Origin of the sequence: Flavobacterium sp. I3-2, assembly GCF_013389595.1 — a bacterium.
In the GTDB taxonomy this organism is placed as follows: domain Bacteria; phylum Bacteroidota; class Bacteroidia; order Flavobacteriales; family Flavobacteriaceae; genus Flavobacterium.
The window spans coordinates 2,404,937-2,422,928 of the sequence record NZ_CP058306.1 but is presented as its reverse complement, the minus strand read 5'-3'; the positions used below and the strand labels follow the sequence as shown (position 1 = coordinate 2,422,928).

The window sequence follows — 17,992 nt, the reverse complement described above, 5'->3', positions numbered from 1 at the left end:
TTTTAAATTTTAAATAATATTGAAATCAACCCAAGAAAAAACGAGTAAATTAATCAGTTATTGGTTACGTCACAATCCTGAAGATGCAAACATTTCTGTTGATGCATTTGGTTGGGCAGAAATTAATGATGTTTTAAAAGCTTTAAATCAAAACAATATCGAAATAAACACCAATCAATTACTAGAATTGAATCAATCTTTTGATAAAATACGATGGGAAATCGATTTAGAAACACATAAAATTAGAGCAACGCACGGACATTCGTTTTCTGTTATTCTAAATGAAACTGAAGAAATTCCGCCAGAAATCTTATATCACGGAACAGCCGTTACTTCATTATCGAGTATAATCCAAAATGGCATTTTAACCATGAACAGACAATACGTTCATTTGTCCGAAACTCTTGAAATGGCTACCAAAGTTGCCAAAAGACATGGAAAACCTTTTATAATCGAAATTGATACCGAAGAACTTTTAAAAGCCGGATTTAAATTTTATAAAACCAGTGAAAATGTTTGGCTTACGAAAAAAATTCCACCTCAATATCTCAACTTCGAACCTTGGTGTTCAACAAAGGACGAAAATAATCATTATATAAACGAATTAAAAAGAGAAATTGGGAACAGAATTTTACATAAATTATATTTTCATTTAAATGATTTAGAATTAGTTTGGACAACTGGCACTTGTGACGATACTTTATTTAGAGATAACAAAACCGGAAAGCATTATATGGTTCATTTGACATATACAAATAAAGCACAAGAAATTAAAGGTTATCCAAGTTTTGATACCTACAAATCATTTGAAGATTGGTTAGAAAATGGATTGTACAAAGACCAACAATATTATTATAATTTTGAATAATTTATAAAAACACTTATCTTTATCAAAATCAAAAGATGGACTTAAAAATGAAAATACAATCAAATCTAAAACATATAAAGCACGTCGCTTTTTTTTGTTTGATTGTTTTTACTTTCATTCCCTGTTCTGTAAAAGGATTTTTAGCAGATAGTATTCAAACTATTTATTCAAAACCAATTTCAAATCCAAAGGTTTTAAATAATGTTAATTCGTGTACATATTCTGATTTAACTTCACATCAAAATCAAATCGTTCAGAAAAAAACGATAGAGAAATTCAGTTTGTATGAAAATTTTTCAAAAACAAAATTCATACAAATTGAAAACAAAATTTCATCAGAAAATCATTTCGAATTTTCTGGAAATAGCCCACCAAAGTACATTTTATTTAAGCGTTTAAAGATTGCTGTTGCTTATTCTTAGAATTGAGTAACATAATTTTTAACATTAAATAATTTAAAATGAAATACAACATTGAAAATCCTGCTACAAAAGCTGGTCTTTATACTTTGGCATTACGTTGGGTAATCGGCTGGACCTATTTTTCTGCATTTTGGCGCCGTTTAATTTTAGAAAACAAACTAATTCCTGACGAAGCTGGTTATATCGGAGAAAAATTCAATCATTTTCTTCCCAATGCGTTAGGCATAAAACCAATAATTGAATATCTAGTTTCAAATCCAGATGCTTTACTCTATTCAATGATTTCGTTTACCATCATCGAAGCCATTGTAGGATTATTTATAATTTTAGGATTATTCACACGTTTAATGAGCATTGGTGTTATGATGCTCGCATCCGGAATATTATTAGGTTCTGGTTGGCTGGGAACAACCTGCTTAGATGAATGGCAAATTGGAGTTTTAGGAATTGCAGGTGGTTTTGCAATCTTTCTATCAGGAAGTGGAAAATATTCATTAGATCAATATTTAATCAATAAAAAATTCAGCTTTTCAAACAAAAAATGGTTTTCAATTTTAGCATCAGGTAATTTACCTATCAACAAAATCAATCGTTTTGTTTTGATTATTTCCATCGGAATAATTGGATTAACGCTTTACACCAATCAATATTTTCATGGAGGTGTTTTTGGAAAACTTCACAATAAATCTGTTAAACCAAAGGTTGAAATTTCAAATGTGTATATCGAAAATTCAAAATTAAATTTTCAATTATTCAGAGTTGAAGGCGCAGATGTTTATGGATCATTCTTGATCGGAATACAACTTTTAGATGATCAAAATAGAATCATCAAGGAATTAAACCAAAATGATTTATCAAAATTTCCGATTCAACATATTTCAAATCATTACGTTTCAAAAATTAAACCAGGAAAACACAGTTTAGTTTTACCGCTTGGTGCAAAAGCAGATTTATTTATTGAACTTTCTGAAACAGAAATTAAACAAATTCAATCGATAAAATTAATTGATATCAGCGGAATTGAATGGACTGAGAAAATAAATTCTAAACAATAAATCAAAAAATATCCAAACTCAAATTTTTTAAGTTTGGATATTTTTTGAACTTAAATTTCCTTTTCGTAAATTGAAAGTTATAAAAACCAATAATTTATATTTATGAATTCAATAGAAAGCATTCAAAAAGAATGGAATGAAAAAGGTGAAAAGTACGCTCGAGAAATCAACGAAATGGTCGAATTTGGCGAGAAAAATGGTTGGGAAAATTGGAAGGGAGATGATCCACAAGATTTACGAGAACATTTATCTGAAAACATTTTACAGTTGTTAAAAGAAGCCAATTTAAATAATACAGTTAGCACATTTAGAGAACAATTTGCACCTTCGGATACAGCTTATTTTTCAATTTTAAAAGAAAAAGGTCAAAGTATTGAACAATTACATTTTATTGACAATCAAAAAATCATATTTATAACGGGTTCTGCTTTCCAAAAAAGACAAGCTTATATTTTAGATAATGACAAAGTTGTTACCTTAGATGAAAATATTTTAGCTTTTGGAAAATCAAACTTGCATAATATTTTTGCAATTGCCACAAAAGAAAAAATCACAACTATAAGTGGTTGGGAAGGAGAAAAAATCAATGAATTTAAGTTAGATAAATTAAAAAACATTGATATTTCTTACCTAATTCCTTTTAATAATGGAAACAAAGTTTTAGTTGTAACTTCAGAAGGAATTTATATTATCAATACAAATTCAGAAGTGATGATTCATCCTGTTCCTGATGAAAACGATGATGAATGGGAATCTTACCTTGCAATGGAAAACGCAACTCTTTCTCATGATAATAAATATATTGTAGTTGGTGATCAAGATTTTAATCATCGAATTTTGGATTCAGAAGGAAATCAAATTGGAACGATTGGCCCACAATCAGAATATCCTCATTTTTGTTTGTTTGCAAAAGATGACAGTCAATTGATTACGAATTCCTGTCATTTTTATAACGGTATTACTATTGGAATAAATTCGGACAAATTTGTTGGAGCTCAAATCGAAGCTTACTCAGAAAGTGATGATTTTACAAATATCGATGAAGAAATGCGCGTTTATGCAGGTTTAGCAACAAAAGATTATTACATTCTTGGTGATGCTTATGGTTACATCAAAGCAATTGATAGAAACGGAAATAAAATCTGGAGACATTATTTAGGTTCTTCAATTTCTGGAATGACAATTTCTGATGACGAAACCATTTTATGGGTTGGTTCATATAGCGGAGCTTTACATAAAATAATTTTAGATAAACCTGTTAGAGATAAACATACTATTGGTAATGGTAATTTGTATGAAACTTTTAGATTATTCTTTTGGAAAGACGAACCGCAAATTTGGAAATGGTAAAATATTCTAGACCATAAAAAAATCCTCGATTCTAAAAAATTGAGGATTTTTTTATTTACTTAAAATAGATTACTATTCTTTATTTTTTACTACTAATCTAAAACCTTCACCGTGAATGTTTAAGATTTCAACGTTTTCATCTTGTTTCAAATACTTACGTAATTTAGCAATATAAACGTCCATACTACGAGATGTAAAATAATTATCGTCTCTCCAAATTTTAGTTAATGCAACTTCTCTTGGCATTAAATCATTTTCGTAAAGCGCTAACATTTTTAATAATTCATTCTCTTTAGGAGATAATTTTATTGGCTCATCATTTTCGAAAGTTAAGAAACGAAGCTTAGAATTCAAATGAAATGCTCCAATTTGGAATTCAAATTTCGTATTATCAGATTTAACTTCTGACGTTTTTCTTTGCATAATAGCTCTGATTTTCATCAATAAAACTTCAGAATCAAAAGGTTTGTTTAGATAATCGTCAGCTCCTACTTTGTAACCTTTTAATACATCTTCTTTCATTGTTTTAGCTGTTAAGAAAACGATAGGAATTTCTTTATTCTTATCTCTAATCTCTCTAGCTAGCGTAAATCCATCTTTATAAGGCATCATTACGTCTAAAATGCATAAATCAAAAGTATCTTTTTTAAATTTTTCAAAACCTTCCATTCCATTTTTAGCAAGAGTGACATCAAAATCATTCATTACTAAATAATCTTTTAAAATAGCTCCGAAATTTGGATCGTCTTCTACAAGAAGAATTTTTTTGTTAATTAATGTTTCCATTTAGATATATAAATTTGTTGTTGTTTCTATTCTATTGTTGGAAGTTTTATTGTGAAGGTACTTCCTTTACCTTTCTCACTTTCTGCATAAACTTGACCGTTATGCTCATCTATAATTTGTTTTACATATGAAAGTCCTAAACCATGACCTTTTACATTATGTAAATCGCCAGTGTGCTCACGATAAAATTTTTCGAAAACACGTTTCAATGCTGCTTTTGACATTCCTGAACCATGATCTTTAATTTTGATTAAGATAAAGTTTTTAGCGTTTTCTGTAGAAACTTCAATCTTTGGTGCATCGGGCGAATATTTTGTAGCATTATCTAAAATATTTACAAGAACATTAGTAAAATGCATTTGATTTACTAAAACAAAACTATTGTTAGCCTTAAGATAAGTATCAACTTCCCCACCTCTATCTTCAACAATCAAATAAACATGATCAAGAGCTGCTTCAATAATTTCATTTACATCAAATCTGTCTTTTTGTAAATCTAATTCTTTCTTATCTAGTTTAGAAATTCTTAAAATATTTTCGATTTGAGCGTGCATTCGTTTATTTTCATCACGAATCATTTGTAAATAACGTGTTACCTTTTCGGTATCAGAAATTACTTTCGGATTCTTTATTGCGTCTAAAGCTAAATTAATTGTTGCAATTGGCGTTTTGAATTCATGCGTCATATTATTAATGAAATCGGTTTTGATTTCTGAAATCTGACGTTGTAAAATCAATTGTTTTATTGCGCTAAAATAAGCAGCTATAATTACAAAAGTAAACAGTAACGAAATAAGAACGAATGGTAATAAATCAGAAAATAAAAATTTAGACTTTTCTGGAAAACTGATATATAGTTGATATTTACTATTGTGATCTAAATCTTCGAAAAGTGGAGTCACAAATGTTTTACCTTCTATGTATTTAAATTTATCAGACTTAATTGATGTTGATAAACCATTACTAAAAATTGCAAATTGAAAATCAGTATCGATTTCGTTTTGATTTAATTCTTGCTTTAATAAACTTTCAATTAACTCTTTTGTTACTCTATCTTCGATTGGATAAGTTGCAACCAAATCGTTATATGCAAGTTCTAAAGAAGCTTTATCTAAAAACCCAACACCACCTTGTTTATTAATCGTTTCATCTGGAGATTGTCCATCTACAAAACTGTTATCTAAATCCAGATTATCTACGTTAGATTTTCCTTTATAAACTTCTGTTTTGCGATCAGCTGAAAAATTTTTATAAGATACATTTGCATCTTTTTTGTTAAAAAAATTCCCTTTAAGATTATAATCTTCTAAAACGATTGAACTTGAATAAATAATTTCATCATTGGTTCTTGAATCTCGTTCTACTAAATAAAATTCTTTGAAATCTTTTTTATCTGGGTACTTCCCAGTTTGATTTTTTAAATCAATAATACGTTTATAAAAATCTAACTTCTCTTTATCTTGAATTTTATCAGCAACTAAACTTATAACCTGAGTTACGTGATGTTTAAACTGAGTTTCGTTATTTTGATATGATGTATTAATCCAATGTAACTGAACGAGTATTATCCCTATTAGAGATAAACTCATAATGATTACTAAAAACTTAAATCTAAACTTATTCATTTACGATGCGAATTTAACATAAAAATTTTGAAATAAAATAACAATTAAGGAAAAATTAACAACAGATAGTATTAATATTTTTCAAAATCTTTGCGATTTCTTCAAAAGATTTATTCAAAGTCAAATTATTTATTATATAATCTGATTTTTCTTTTTTAATTTCATCAGATATTTGATTGTCAATCCTAATTTTAACCTCATCAAAAGTGCTATTATCTCTAGTCATAACGCGCTGAATACGCACTTCTTCAGGAGCTGTAATTAAAATAACTATATCGCAATTTTCATTTGATTTACTTTCAAACAAAATGGCGCTTTCTTTTATTACTAATTCGTTTTCTTTTAAATTTTTAAGAAAATTATCAAAATCTTTTGCAACCGCAGGATGAACAATTTCATTTAAAGCTTGTAATTTATCAGAATCTACGAATACGATTTCAGCAATTTTCTTTCGATTTAATGTTAAATCCTCATTCAAAACATCTGAACCGAACAACAAAACGATTTGATCAATAATTTCTTTTTGTTGCATTACTTTTTTTCCAGCATCATCAGCATAATAAACTTTATAACCTAAAGTTTCAATATGCTTCATAATACTTGATTTGCCACTTCCAATTCCGCCTGTTAATCCGATTATTTTTGCCATAATTATCTAAAAAACATTTCTGGCATTCCAATCTCTGGTTTCTGCTTTAAAACTTTTAGTTTAAAACTAGAAATCAAAAAACCTTTGCCATAACCATAAAACTGAATTAGTGTTGAAATTATTGTTAAGAAACCAATTTTTATTTTACGTTCTTTATAAACTGCTTGTACAAACAACAATACAAAATAAAATATTCCGATAAAAAACAATGTTTTGTAATTAAAAAATAACAAAAAAACAGAAACACATAAATAAATCAAAAATAAAGTCGGAAACCAATATGTAATTTTTGCAAATTCTGGATAACGTTGATTTAAAATAGGACGTGCTTTTCCGAACTTATTTACTTGAGTATAAAATTTTTTCCAATCAATACGTCTTTTATGATAGACAAATGCTTTAGGAAATAATTTGGTTTGAAATCCTAATTTCCATAAACGAATTGTCAAATCTGGGTCTTCTCCTGGATGAATTTTCCCAAAGCCTTTAGATGCTTCAAATGCTTTTTTGGAAATTCCCATATTAAAACTCCTTGGTTGAAACTTTGATAATTTCTCAGATCCACCACGAATTCCGCCTGTTGTCAAAAACGAAGTCATGGTAATATTAATAGCTTTTTGTATATCTGAAAAAGAATCTAAAGCTGCATCTGGACCTCCAAAACAATCAACATATTCAGCATTTAAATAACGGTCAACTTCGGTCAAATAAGGACTTGGGATAATACAATCAGAATCTAAAATGATAAAATAATCACCTTTTGCATGATTCATCCCATAATTTCTTGAATCGCCTGGTCCTGAATTTGCTTTAAAAAAATAAGAAATATCTAACTTATGTATATATTTTTCAATAATATGTTTGCATGTTATCGTTGACCCATCTTCAACAACCACTACTTCAAATGAATTTTCGAAATTTTGATTCATCAAACTTTCTAGTAATTCATCGATTTCATCAGGTCTATTATAAACAGGAATTATAAAGGAATAATTCATTTATCTCACAAAAATTTAGTCGACAAAGTTAAAACTTAGTATTGTATTAATAAAATATCTTACTAATTTTATCGATATTTTTCTAAAAAACCCTTTAATGAATAATATTTTATTGATTGACAATTTTGATAGCTTCACGCACAATATTGAACATCTGATAACAAAACTTGGTTTTCAAGCTGAAACAATAAGAAATAATGATTTTTCCATTGAATATGTTAATAATTTCGAAAAAATAATTATTTCACCTGGACCAGGTCTTCCTAATGAATCACATCAAATTATTGAGATTATTCAGCAGTATTCTAAAAACAAATCAATTTTAGGAATCTGTTTAGGTCATCAAGCAATTTCAGTAGCATTTCAAGGAAAACTTAAAAATTTATCAAAAGTTTATCACGGTGTTTCTTCTGAAATAACTATATTAGATTCCGATGAAAAAATCTTTAAAAATCTTCCGAATAAGATAGAAGTTGCACGATATCATTCTTGGGCAATCGACGAAAATGATATTGGAGATGGTTTAAAAGTTACTTCAACTACAGAAGATGGAACCATAATGTCTATTAAACATGAAATTTACGATGTTCAAGGAATTCAATTTCATCCAGAAAGTATATTAACACCGCAAGGGGAACAAATTATGAAAAATTGGTTAGAAAAATAGAAAATAAACTATGAGTCAAATAAAAATTTTATGGGTTGATGATGAAATCGACTTACTGAAACCACACATTCTTTTTTTAGAAAAGAAAAATTATCACATCACAACAGCAAATAATGGACAAGATGCACTTGATTTATTTGATGAAGAAAATTTTGACATTGTTTTCTTAGATGAAAATATGCCTGGAATTAGCGGTTTAGAAACACTTTCTGAAATGAAAGAAAAAAAATCTACTGTTCCGATTATAATGATAACTAAAAGCGAAGAAGAATTGATTATGGAAGAAGCTATCGGTTCTAAAATTGCAGACTATTTAATCAAACCTGTAAATCCAAATCAAATTTTATTGAGCTTAAAGAAAAATCTGGATCATTCACGATTGGTTTCAGAAAAAACATCTTTAGATTATCAGAAAGAATTCAGAAAAATTGCTATGGATATGATGCAAACCAATTCTTATGAAGATTGGTCGGAATTATATAAGCGTTTGATTTTTTGGGAAAAAGAATTAGAACAAATTGATGATCAAAACTTATTTGAAATTCTAGAAAGTCAAAAACAAGAAGCCAATATTCAATTCGGAAAATTTGTAGAAAAGAATTATGAATATTGGATGAATAATCCTGATGAAGCTCCTTTGTTTTCGCATAATTTATTTCGTAAAAAAGTTGTTCCTGAACTTAGAGATGACAAAAATGTGCTTTTTATTGTGATAGATAATTTGCGTTATGATCAATGGAAAGCTTTTGAATCAATTATAAACAATCATTATAAAGTTGATAAAGAAGAAAGTTATTTTTCAATTTTACCAACGGCAACGCAATATGCCAGAAATGCTATTTTTTCAGGATTAACTCCGCTTGAAATGGAAAAACAATTGCCTCAATATTGGAAAAACGATACGGATGAAGGCGGTAAAAATTTATACGAAGCTGAGTTTTTAAATGAACAACTAAAACGTTTAAGACTTAATATCAAACAAGAATATTTTAAGATTACGAATCTTAGAGATGGTAAAAAATTTGTCGAAAACTTCAAATCTTTAAAAGAAAACAAATTGATTACTCTGGTTTACAATTTTGTGGATATGATTTCGCATGCCAAAACCGAAATGGAAGTCATCAAAGAATTAGCTTCAAATGACAAAGCTTATCGATCATTAACTCAAAGTTGGTTTAAAAATTCTCCTTTAATTGAAATTATTCAACAAGCGCAACATGCTGGTTATAAATTAATTATCACAACCGATCACGGAACAATTAATTGCAAAACACCTTCAAAAGTTATTGGCGACAAAAACACCAGTCTAAATTTAAGATACAAAACGGGTAAATCTTTAACCTATGAAGACAAGGATGTTTATGTAGTAAAAGATCCAAAAAAAGTTGGTTTACCAGCAATTAATATGAGTAGTTCCTACATTTTTGCAAAAAATGATATTTTCTTAGCTTACATAAACAATTACAATCATTATGTAAGTTATTTTAAAAACACTTATCAACATGGAGGAATTTCGTTAGAAGAAATGATTATTCCTTTTGTTGTTTTAAATCCTAAATAATGGAAATTTTATTTAAATTAACTGATATTCAAAATATTGCCAATAAAATTATTAATCAATCAAAATTTAAAGTAATTTTATTCGATGGACAAATGGGTGCAGGAAAAACCACATTAATCAAAGCCATTTCAAGAGAATTAGGCGTTGTTGATGTTGCAAATAGTCCAACTTTTTCAATTGTAAACGAATACAAAACTTCGACAAATCAAACGATTTTTCATTTTGATTTATATCGATTAGAACAAGAAGAAGAAGCATATGACATGGGTATTGATGAATATTTTGAATCTGGAAATTGGTGTTTTATTGAATGGCCTGAAAAAACGCCTAATTTAATTCCAGATGACCATCATGTCATTCAATTTGAATGGATTGATGAAAACACGCGAAAAATTATTTTTAAATAGTAAAAATCATGGGAATTAAAACACCTTTTTCAAAAAGCGAATTAATACCGCAAGAAGAAACTTTAGAAATACGAAAACATCGTAGTCAATTGTTTATTGGAATTCCCAAAGAAAATTTCAAATTTGAAAAACGCGTTTGCTTAACTCCAGAAGCGGTAAAAATGTTTATCAACGCTGGTCATCGAATTTTAATAGAATCGAATGCTGGAATCGAAGCAAATTATGCAGATAAAGAATATAGTGAAGCTGGTGCAGAAATCACAAAAGATACCAAAAAGATTTTTGAATGTCCGATTATTTTAAAAGTTGAACCTCCAACTTTAGAAGAAATTGGTTATATGAAGCCTAAATCTTATTTGATTTCTGCAGTTCAAATCAAAATGCAAAATAAAAATTATTTTGAAGCATTAACCAAAAAGAAAATTACAGCTTTGGGATTTGAATCGATTCAAGATCAAGATGCAACACATCCGTTTTTGAGCGCTTTGGGACAAATTGCTGGTGTTGCTTCCATTCATATTGCTTCTGAATTGATGACCAAATGCACCAACGGAAAAGGACTTTTGTTCGGAAATATTACAGGAATTCCGAATACTGAAGTTGTTATAATCGGAGCTGGAAATGTGGCTGAAAATGCTGCACGAACTGCCTTAGGTTTAGGAGCGAATGTAAAAGTTTTTGATAATTCCATTCACCGTTTAAAACGTTTGCAAGAAAACTTACCACATCGAATTTTTACTTCAACGATTCAAGAAACTGTTCTTCTTAAAGCTTTAATGCGATGCGATGTTGCGATTGGTGCCATTCGTGGTAGAAATCGTTCGCCAATTATCGTATCCGAAATCATGGTTCAACGTATGAAACCAGGAGCAATTATCGTTGATGTTTGTATTGATAACGGTGGTTGTTTTGAAACTTCTGAACTAACAACACACGAAAAACCAACGATTATTAAGTCAAATGTGATTCATTATTGTGTTCCAAATATAACATCGAGATATTCAAAAACAGCAACTTTAGCAATCAGTAATATCATTTCGCCTTTCTTATTAGATTTGGCAGAAAATGGAGGTTTAGAGAACGTTTTATTATATGATAAAAATATTCGTGCAGGAGTTTATATGTATCAAGGAATTTTGGTAAATCAATCGATTGGAGAATGGTTTTCGCTAGATTACAAAGACATTAATTTAATAGTATTTTAAGTTTTTCTAATAGTTTTATTCTTATTTTTGCTCAAAATTATTTAGAATGAAATTTCAACAAAGATTAGCATATTACTTATTAGGATTAATGATTGGTGCTTTTGCAGTATATTTCTTTATGCATCAAAAAGATACCACCTTTTGCTATTTACCAAACTGTCGCGTTTTAAAAGATTTAAGAAACAAACCTTTAACTTTTTCAAAAGATACTCAAACGTTATTAGATGAAAAAACAATAACTTTAGATGAAGTAAAAAATTGTTTAACACACGGTGATATTGATTTTTCTAAAAGTAACAAAGTAGTCGAAGGTGGAAAACTTTATGTAATTGAAGGTAAAGACAAAGATATGAAAGACATAACTATCGAAATGGTTAATTATGACAATCGTGTTTTATTCAAAAGTTTTATCCCAAAATAATACTTCAATAGCAATTGCTTTTTTGTTGCAAATGATTAAAGTTCTAAAATCATGGAACAATTTTAACTGAAAGAAAAAAATATTCTTAAATAAAAAAACTACCTTAAAGTATGAGCTATAAGGTAGTTTTTTTTATTGAAATTTATCTTTTATTTTAAATCAAATCGATCAGCATCCATAACTTTATTCCAAGCAAGAACAAAATCGTTTAAGAATTTATCTTTTGCATCTGCAGAAGCATAAACTTCAGCAATTGCTCTTAATTCAGAATTCGAACCGAAAACTAAATCATTACGAGTTCCTGTCCATTTAGCTTGTCCTGATTTTCTATCTGATCCTAAATACAATTCTTTGGTATCGTCCATAGCTTTCCATTGTGTAGCCATATCCAATAAATTAACAAAGAAATCGTTAGTTAATTGACCTGGTTTATCTGTAAAAATTCCATTATTTGAACCGTTGAAATTAATATTGATGGCTCTAAAACCTCCAATTAAAACAGTCATTTCAGGAGCTGTTAACGTCAATAATTGAGCTTTATCAATTAATAAAGATTCCGTTGAAACATGAGGATTAGGGTATTTTCTGTAATTTCTAAATCCATCTGCAACTGGTTCTAACCATTTAATAGAATCGATGTCTGTTTGCTCTTGAGATGCATCTGAACGACCTTGAGTAAAAGGAACAGAAATTTTAGATCCAGCATTGCTAGCTGCTTTTTCGATTCCTGCAGCACCTCCTAAAATAATTAAATCAGCAATAGAAACATTCTTACCAGAAACTTTCATCTCAGCTTGAATTTTTTCGTAAACAGCTAAAACTTTGGCTAACTGAACTGGATTATTCACTTCCCAATTTTTCATTGGTTCTAATCGAATACGAGATCCGTTTGCTCCACCTCTTTTATCTGATCCACGGAAAGTAGACGCAGAAGCCCAAGCTGTTCCAACTAATTCAGAAACAGATAAACCTGAATTTAAAATTGTTTGTTTTAATGAATTGATTTCTGATTCACTTAATACAGTATTTTCTTGTTTAGGAATTGGATCTTGCCAAACAAATTCTTGTGTTGGAATATCTTTACCTAAATAACGAGATGTTGGCCCCATATCTCTGTGAGTTAACTTAAACCATGCTTTTGCAAAAGCATCAGCAAACTCATCTGGATTATTTAAAAATCTACGTCCAATTTTTTCGTATTCTGGATCTAAACGCAAAGCAATATCAGATGTTAACATGGTTGGTTTATGCTTTTTAGTAGCATCATGTGCATCTGGAATAATATTCCCTGTGTCTTTAGCAACCCATTGATGAGCACCTGCTGGAGATTTAGATAATTCCCACTCAAATCCAAATAAATAAGTCAAGAATAAATTAGACCATTCGGTTGGTTTACTTGTCCATGTAACTTCTAAACCAGAAGTTATCGTATCACCACCTTTTCCTGTTCCATATGAATTAGCCCAACCTAAACCTTGCATTTCCAAACCTGCATCTTCAGGGTCAGCACCTACATGATCTGCCGAAGCAGCTCCGTGTGTTTTTCCGAATGTATGCCCACCTGCAATTAAAGCAACTGTTTCTTCATCGTTCATTGCCATACGAGCAAAAGTATCGCGAATATCTCTTGCAGAAGCAATTGGGTCAGGATTTCCGTCTGGTCCTTCTGGATTCACGTAAATCAATCCCATTTGTACAGCTGCTAAAGGATTCTCTAAATCTCTATCACCTGAATATCTATCATTAGCACCACCACTTGGCTCTAACCATGTTTTTTCAGATCCCCAATATACATCTTGATTTGGTTCCCAAACATCAGCACGACCACCAGCGAATCCTAAAGTTTTGAATCCCATTGATTCTAAAGCTACATTTCCTGTTAAAATCATTAAATCTGCCCAAGAAATCTTTTTACCATATTTTTGTTTAATCGGCCATAATAAACGACGAGCTTTATCTAACGAAACATTATCAGGCCAAGAATTTAATGGTGCAAAACGTTGTTGCCCTTCTCCTGCTCCACCACGTCCGTCTTGAACACGATAAGTTCCTGCACTATGCCATGCCATACGAATAAATAAAGGTCCGTAATGACCAAAATCTGCTGGCCACCAATCTTGAGAATCTGTCATTAAAGCTTTTAAATCAGCTTTTAATGCTTCTAAATCAAGTTTTTTAAATTCTTCAGCATAATCAAAATCCTCACCCATTGGGTTTGTTTTGGTATCATGTTGTTTTAATATATTTAATTTCAATTGATTTGGCCACCAATCATTATTTTGAGTTCCACCACCACCAACTGTGTTTCCTTTCATAGTTCCATTGTGAAATGGACATTTACTGATATCGTTTTCCATACTTCTATAATTGAATTAATTATTTTTTGTTTTTTTATATTTATAAAGTTAGTTATTTTTTAGCAAAATACTTTAGATAAATTATGTTAATTATCTATTAAGATATAAACAAAAACTATTAAAGCATGAAAATTTTATCGTTATACAAATAAATATCAGTTAAATAACATATAAAATGTAAATTAGTAAAAATATGAATCATGAACAAAATCTTTATTTTTATCATCTTATTAATTACAGTAAAAAGTATGTCTCAAAATTTAAATGAAATTCGTTATTTCGATAATCAAACCGAATTAAACGGATTAATTACATCAAACACAGAAAAAAATAAGCCTGCAGTACTTATTCTACCAGCTTGGATGGGAATTGATAACGAAGCAAAAAAGGCTGCTTTAGATTTAGCAAATCGTGGTTATTTAGCAATGATAGCTGATATTTATGGAAAAGGAAATATCCCTACAAATATCGATGAAGCTCGAAAAATAACAACCTTTTATAAATCGGATTATAAAGCATATCAAAACCGAATTCAAATTGCTTTGGAAACGTTGATTGCTGACGGAGCGAATCCAGATAAAATTGTTATTATTGGGTATTGTTTTGGTGGAACTGGAGCTCTTGAAGCTGCGCGTGGAAATTTAAATGTAAAAGGAGTTGTTTCTATTCACGGAAATTTAACTGATGGTTTAAACCGAAATAACACAATAAAACCACAAATTCTGATTGAAAATGGAGCTGATGACGAAATGGTAACTCAAGAAGATATTTTAAATTTCATGAAAGAAATGAAACAAACCGAAGCAGTTTGGCAATTTAATAATTACGGAAATTGTAAGCATACTTTTACAAATCCGGATTCGAAAGATTATAACGAAAAAATGAGTAAAAAATCTTGGTTAGATACAGTAGAATTTATAGATAATTTAATAAAATAGTAGACCTATAAGCCGGGTTCTGTAAAAGCACTTCACAAATTTGAGGTGCTTTTCCTTATCATTTATCTAGACTTTCAATTACTCAAAAGTTCCATCTGCCTACCCTCCAACATCAAGCGAGTAGCCCTCAAACGTTGGTTTACATGGCATTTCACCGCAAAGAGTTTACCTGGTTTCACTACAGCATTACCTGTACATACTTTCTGTTGCACTTGTCCTCACCTCACGATGGGCGGGCGTTACCCGCTAAGCTTACTCTATGGTGCCCAGACTTTCCTCTGATTTAAAACCAGCGATAAGGCGGTCTACTATTGAGGTGCAAAAGTAGTCATTTTAAAAGAAAACACTATTAAATATTAGTTATTTAACATCATAAACATTATTATTTGTGTAAATTTGTTGTTCATATTTATACTTATGAGTTTTAATAAAATAACAGAATCGGCATCGAATTATCAATCATTAGAAAAAATGTCTGTAATTGAGCTGCTTACAAATATAAATAATGAAGACCAAACGGTTCCGATTGCGGTTGAAAAAGCTTTACCTCAGATTGAAAAAGCTGTAGTAAAAATTGTTTCGCAATTAAAAAATGGCGGTCGATTGTTTTATATTGGAGCAGGAACTTCTGGAAGATTAGGTATTTTAGATGCTTCGGAATGTCCACCTACTTATGGAGTTCCGTTTGATTTGGTTAACGGATTAATTGCAGGTGGTGATGTTGCTATTAGAAAAGCAGTTGAAAATGCCGAAGATAATACCCAACAAGCTGCGATTGATTTACAAGCTTTTAAAATAAACTCGAATGATTTTGTTGTCGGAATTGCTGCTTCAGGAACAACACCTTACGTTTTAGGTGGTATGCTTTTTTGTAAAGAAAACAATATTCCAACCGCTTGTATCACCTGTAATCCGGGAAGTCCGTTAGCTTTAGCAGTTGATTATCCGATAGAAGTCGTTGTAGGTCCAGAGTTTGTTACAGGCAGTTCAAGAATGAAAGCCGGAACAGCTCAAAAATTGATTTTAAATATGATTTCTACGACTACGATGATTCAACTTGGGAAAGTAAAAGGAAACAAAATGGTACACATGAAACTTTCTAACGATAAATTGGTTCATAGAGCACAAATGATGTTGGTAGATGAATTGCAAATCGATTTAATCGAAGCTAAAAAATTATTAGAAACATACGGAAACGTAAATAACGTTCTCATAAATTATAAAAAATAATGGCAGCACCAGAATTTGACAAAGAAACCGTATTTAAAGGAATTAGAAAAGTTTCAATGGCAATTCCTTTAATGTTTTTGGGACCTGTAATTATAAACTCGTCGTTTAAAAATCAAAACCATCCATTTTATTATGTTGTTTTAATAGTTGGAATTTTGATTTGTTTATTTTCGATGTTTTTATTTTTTAAAGGAATAACAACAATGGTAAAAGGATTTTTTAATGATAATTTAAAAAAATAAAATGAAGAAATTACTTTTTGGAATTGGATTAATCAGTTTAACATCATGCTACAATCAAGAAAGAAATTGTTCTGATTTTAAAACAGGAACTTTTGTATTTGAACAAGAAATTGATGGAGTAAAACACAGTTCGACTTTTGTGAGAAATGATTCGATAGAAATTGAAACTTATAATGGTAAAACAGACACTGCTTCGATACGATGGATAAATGATTGCGAATATGTTTTGGAAAAATTACATCCAAAAAATATGCAAGAAAAAAAGGCAGTCCATATGAAAATATTAAGCACCAACGGCGATGAATACATTTTTGAATATGGAATTGTAGGAGCTAAAACTAAAGAAAAAGGAACAATTAAAAAAACTTCAAGTTAATCAATGGATTTTTCAATTTTTTTACAAGCTGATGCGTTAATTGCACTATTTACATTAACTATGTTAGAAATAGTTTTAGGAATAGACAACATTGTATTTATATCGATTCTTTCAGGAAAACTTCCAAAAGAACAACAAAAAAAAGCACAACAATTAGGTCTTTTCTTAGCCATGTTTACGCGAGTTTTACTTTTATTTTCATTAAGTTGGGTAATGAGTTTAACCACACCTATTTTTAACTTAGGAAGTTTAGTTGGTATTACAGACCCAGAATGGTTAGAAAAATTGGCAATTTCCGGACGAGATTTAATTTTATTAATTGGAGGTTTGTTTTTAATTTACAAATCAACAGTTGAAATTCATCATAAAATTGAAGGTGTTGCAGAAGAAGAAGGAAAAGTTAAAGTACATTCATTTGCAGGAACCATTGCTCAGATTTTGGTTTTAGACATTGTTTTCTCTTTAGATTCTGTAATAACTGCGGTTGGAATGGCTGAACACATTGAAGTAATGATTGCAGCAGTAATAATTGCAGTTGCTGTAATGATGTTATCCGCAAGTTCGGTTTCTAAATTTGTAAATGAACATCCTACAGTAAAAATGTTAGCATTATCTTTCTTGTTATTGATTGGAGTTTCGTTACTAGCAGAAGGATTTGACCAACACATCTCAAAAGGATACATTTATTTTGCGATGGGATTCTCAGTTTTAGTCGAATTCTTAAATCTTAAGATGAAAAAGAAAAACGAAAATCCGGCGAGTATCCGAAATATAGTCGGAAACGAAAAGGAACAAAATAAAAATATTTAATACAAAAACGGTTTTGAAATTTCAG

Annotated in this window: 19 protein-coding genes and 1 other RNA gene; 14 read left to right on the top strand and 6 right to left on the bottom strand. The window is 29.8% G+C overall.

Going from position 1 to position 17,992, the window contains the following annotated elements; translation table 11 throughout:
• Window positions 1-19 precede the first annotated feature (19 nt).
• From HW119_RS11525 to HW119_RS11510, 4 genes are all read left to right on the top strand, one after another.
• Window positions 20-868 carry an RNA 2'-phosphotransferase gene (locus HW119_RS11525; RefSeq protein WP_177764536.1) on the top strand — a complete coding sequence of 283 codons (849 nt, stop codon included), beginning with the start codon at window positions 20-22 and terminating at the stop codon, window positions 866-868.
• A gap of 47 nt (window positions 869-915) precedes the next feature.
• A complete protein-coding gene (locus HW119_RS11520) occupies window positions 916-1,290 on the top strand; it encodes a hypothetical protein (protein ID WP_177764534.1) in 375 nt (124 codons plus the stop codon).
• A gap of 38 nt (window positions 1,291-1,328) precedes the next feature.
• Window positions 1,329-2,345, top strand: coding sequence for a TQO small subunit DoxD (locus tag HW119_RS11515; protein WP_177764532.1), 1,017 nt, complete (start codon window positions 1,329-1,331; stop codon window positions 2,343-2,345).
• Window positions 2,346-2,447: 102 nt separating this feature from the next.
• A complete protein-coding gene (locus tag HW119_RS11510) occupies window positions 2,448-3,695 on the top strand; it encodes a hypothetical protein (RefSeq protein WP_177764530.1) in 1,248 nt (415 codons plus the stop codon).
• Between the two features lie 72 nt (window positions 3,696-3,767).
• Here HW119_RS11510 and HW119_RS11505 read toward each other — a convergent pair whose 3' ends face one another.
• From HW119_RS11505 to HW119_RS11490, 4 genes are read right to left on the bottom strand one after another with little or no spacing between them, the layout of a single operon-like run.
• Window positions 3,768-4,481 carry a response regulator transcription factor gene (locus tag HW119_RS11505; RefSeq protein WP_177764528.1) on the bottom strand — a complete coding sequence of 238 codons (714 nt, stop codon included), beginning with the start codon at window positions 4,479-4,481 and terminating at the stop codon, window positions 3,768-3,770.
• A 26-nt stretch (window positions 4,482-4,507) separates the two neighbouring features.
• A complete protein-coding gene (locus HW119_RS11500) occupies window positions 4,508-6,106 on the bottom strand; it encodes a sensor histidine kinase (protein WP_177764526.1) in 1,599 nt (532 codons plus the stop codon).
• Between the two features lie 55 nt (window positions 6,107-6,161).
• Window positions 6,162-6,755 carry a dephospho-CoA kinase gene (gene coaE / locus HW119_RS11495; RefSeq protein WP_177764524.1) on the bottom strand — a complete coding sequence of 198 codons (594 nt, stop codon included), beginning with the start codon at window positions 6,753-6,755 and terminating at the stop codon, window positions 6,162-6,164.
• 2 nt (window positions 6,756-6,757) lie between these two features.
• Window positions 6,758-7,753 (bottom strand): glycosyltransferase, encoded by a 996-nt coding sequence (locus HW119_RS11490; protein ID WP_177764522.1) that lies wholly within the window; start codon window positions 7,751-7,753, stop codon window positions 6,758-6,760.
• 97 nt (window positions 7,754-7,850) lie between these two features.
• Here HW119_RS11490 and HW119_RS11485 point away from each other — a divergent pair, with 97 nt between their 5' ends.
• From HW119_RS11485 to HW119_RS11465, 5 genes are read left to right on the top strand one after another with little or no spacing between them, the layout of a single operon-like run.
• Window positions 7,851-8,420 (top strand): anthranilate synthase component II, encoded by a 570-nt coding sequence (locus HW119_RS11485; protein WP_177764520.1) that lies wholly within the window; start codon window positions 7,851-7,853, stop codon window positions 8,418-8,420.
• Between the two features lie 10 nt (window positions 8,421-8,430).
• Window positions 8,431-9,981: a bifunctional response regulator/alkaline phosphatase family protein gene (locus HW119_RS11480; protein ID WP_177764518.1), complete on the top strand. Its 1,551-nt coding sequence runs from the start codon at window positions 8,431-8,433 to the stop codon at window positions 9,979-9,981.
• Entirely contained in the window at window positions 9,981-10,388 is a 408-nt protein-coding gene (gene tsaE / locus HW119_RS11475; protein ID WP_177764516.1) for a tRNA (adenosine(37)-N6)-threonylcarbamoyltransferase complex ATPase subunit type 1 TsaE, read from the top strand. The genes HW119_RS11480 and tsaE overlap by 1 nt, the downstream gene beginning before the upstream one ends.
• Window positions 10,389-10,396: 8 nt before the next feature.
• Window positions 10,397-11,593, top strand: a complete 1,197-nt coding sequence (locus tag HW119_RS11470; protein ID WP_177764514.1) for an alanine dehydrogenase — start codon at window positions 10,397-10,399, stop codon at window positions 11,591-11,593.
• A 46-nt stretch (window positions 11,594-11,639) separates the two neighbouring features.
• Entirely contained in the window at window positions 11,640-12,014 is a 375-nt protein-coding gene (locus tag HW119_RS11465; RefSeq protein WP_177764512.1) for a DUF4258 domain-containing protein, read from the top strand.
• 149 nt (window positions 12,015-12,163) lie between these two features.
• Here the strand turns inward: HW119_RS11465 and katG are convergent, their stop codons facing one another.
• Window positions 12,164-14,371, bottom strand: coding sequence for a catalase/peroxidase HPI (katG, locus tag HW119_RS11460; RefSeq protein WP_177764510.1), 2,208 nt, complete (start codon window positions 14,369-14,371; stop codon window positions 12,164-12,166).
• A 200-nt stretch (window positions 14,372-14,571) separates the two neighbouring features.
• On the opposite strand from katG, the gene HW119_RS11455 reads away from it, so the two are divergent.
• On the top strand, window positions 14,572-15,309 hold the full coding sequence (locus HW119_RS11455) for a dienelactone hydrolase family protein (RefSeq protein ID WP_218620355.1): 738 nt from the start codon (window positions 14,572-14,574) through the stop codon (window positions 15,307-15,309).
• Here HW119_RS11455 and rnpB read toward each other — a convergent pair.
• Window positions 15,302-15,621: RNase P RNA component class A (rnpB, locus tag HW119_RS11450), an RNA gene on the bottom strand. The two genes, HW119_RS11455 and rnpB, sit on opposite strands and share 8 nt — an antisense overlap.
• A gap of 105 nt (window positions 15,622-15,726) precedes the next feature.
• Here rnpB and murQ point away from each other — a divergent pair.
• From murQ to HW119_RS11430, 4 genes are read left to right on the top strand one after another with little or no spacing between them, the layout of a single operon-like run.
• Window positions 15,727-16,539 (top strand): N-acetylmuramic acid 6-phosphate etherase, encoded by an 813-nt coding sequence (murQ, locus tag HW119_RS11445; RefSeq protein ID WP_177764508.1) that lies wholly within the window; start codon window positions 15,727-15,729, stop codon window positions 16,537-16,539.
• Complete coding sequence (locus tag HW119_RS11440) at window positions 16,539-16,781, top strand: DUF6095 family protein (protein WP_177764506.1); 243 nt, start codon at window positions 16,539-16,541, stop codon at window positions 16,779-16,781. Before murQ ends, HW119_RS11440 begins: the two co-directional genes overlap by 1 nt.
• A gap of 1 nt (window position 16,782) precedes the next feature.
• Window positions 16,783-17,157 (top strand): DNA topoisomerase IV, encoded by a 375-nt coding sequence (locus HW119_RS11435; protein ID WP_177764504.1) that lies wholly within the window; start codon window positions 16,783-16,785, stop codon window positions 17,155-17,157.
• A gap of 3 nt (window positions 17,158-17,160) precedes the next feature.
• Window positions 17,161-17,967 carry a TerC family protein gene (locus HW119_RS11430; protein ID WP_177764501.1) on the top strand — a complete coding sequence of 269 codons (807 nt, stop codon included), beginning with the start codon at window positions 17,161-17,163 and terminating at the stop codon, window positions 17,965-17,967.
• The last annotated feature ends 25 nt before the right edge of the window (window positions 17,968-17,992 follow it).

Excerpts from the sequence above, each read along its gene's own strand:
- HW119_RS11440 (WP_177764506.1), top strand. The coding sequence starts at position 16,539 with ATGGCAGCACCAGAATTTGACAAAGAAACCGTATTTAAAGGAATTAGA.
- tsaE (WP_177764516.1), top strand. The coding sequence starts at position 9,981 with ATGGAAATTTTATTTAAATTAACTGATATTCAAAATATTGCCAATAAA.
- murQ (WP_177764508.1), top strand. The coding sequence starts at position 15,727 with ATGAGTTTTAATAAAATAACAGAATCGGCATCGAATTATCAATCATTA.
- HW119_RS11455 (WP_218620355.1), top strand. The coding sequence starts at position 14,572 with ATGAACAAAATCTTTATTTTTATCATCTTATTAATTACAGTAAAAAGT.
- coaE (WP_177764524.1), bottom strand. The coding sequence starts at position 6,755 with ATGGCAAAAATAATCGGATTAACAGGCGGAATTGGAAGTGGCAAATCA.
- HW119_RS11520 (WP_177764534.1), top strand. The coding sequence starts at position 916 with ATGAAAATACAATCAAATCTAAAACATATAAAGCACGTCGCTTTTTTT.
- HW119_RS11500 (WP_177764526.1), bottom strand. The coding sequence starts at position 6,106 with ATGAATAAGTTTAGATTTAAGTTTTTAGTAATCATTATGAGTTTATCT.
- HW119_RS11510 (WP_177764530.1), top strand. The coding sequence starts at position 2,448 with ATGAATTCAATAGAAAGCATTCAAAAAGAATGGAATGAAAAAGGTGAA.
- HW119_RS11480 (WP_177764518.1), top strand. The coding sequence starts at position 8,431 with ATGAGTCAAATAAAAATTTTATGGGTTGATGATGAAATCGACTTACTG.
- HW119_RS11515 (WP_177764532.1), top strand. The coding sequence starts at position 1,329 with ATGAAATACAACATTGAAAATCCTGCTACAAAAGCTGGTCTTTATACT.
- HW119_RS11430 (WP_177764501.1), top strand. The coding sequence starts at position 17,161 with ATGGATTTTTCAATTTTTTTACAAGCTGATGCGTTAATTGCACTATTT.
- HW119_RS11490 (WP_177764522.1), bottom strand. The coding sequence starts at position 7,753 with ATGAATTATTCCTTTATAATTCCTGTTTATAATAGACCTGATGAAATC.
- katG (WP_177764510.1), bottom strand. The coding sequence starts at position 14,371 with ATGGAAAACGATATCAGTAAATGTCCATTTCACAATGGAACTATGAAA.
- HW119_RS11465 (WP_177764512.1), top strand. The coding sequence starts at position 11,640 with ATGAAATTTCAACAAAGATTAGCATATTACTTATTAGGATTAATGATT.
- HW119_RS11505 (WP_177764528.1), bottom strand. The coding sequence starts at position 4,481 with ATGGAAACATTAATTAACAAAAAAATTCTTCTTGTAGAAGACGATCCA.
- HW119_RS11435 (WP_177764504.1), top strand. The coding sequence starts at position 16,783 with ATGAAGAAATTACTTTTTGGAATTGGATTAATCAGTTTAACATCATGC.
- HW119_RS11470 (WP_177764514.1), top strand. The coding sequence starts at position 10,397 with ATGGGAATTAAAACACCTTTTTCAAAAAGCGAATTAATACCGCAAGAA.
- HW119_RS11485 (WP_177764520.1), top strand. The coding sequence starts at position 7,851 with ATGAATAATATTTTATTGATTGACAATTTTGATAGCTTCACGCACAAT.